This window comes from Pseudomonas agronomica (assembly GCF_025917275.1).
GTDB lineage: Bacteria > Pseudomonadota > Gammaproteobacteria > Pseudomonadales > Pseudomonadaceae > Aquipseudomonas > Aquipseudomonas agronomica.
The window spans coordinates 1-274 of sequence record NZ_JAOSHO010001129.1; the positions used below are offsets into that span (position 1 = coordinate 1).

The 274-nt window shown below is 65.0% G+C and carries 1 pseudogene; it reads right to left on the reverse strand.

From position 1 onward, the window contains the following. Window positions 1-274, reverse strand: a pseudogene (locus tag OC610_RS29230) (type II secretion system protein GspJ); the annotation flags it as partial.

Genomic DNA, 274 nt, shown 5'->3' on the forward strand with positions numbered 1-274 from the left:
GAGGCACGGAAAAGGGTGCCGCTTTCAATCCACCACCTCACCCGTTGCATCTTGCCGTCCTGGTCCGCCGCGGCACGTATCAATTCCAACTGCAAAGGGTCGCTGTCGCTGCTGCGAATACTGATCGCAGCAGGCACCGGGGGGCGGCTGGCCGAGGGTTCGTCGGGCGGAGGCGGTTCGGCCAGTTCAGTGGTGGCGCGCAGGGCGAAGTCACGCTGCAGCTGGTTGAGCGCGCGCATCAGTTGCGCGTGCTGTTCGGCGCTGTCCTGCAAAT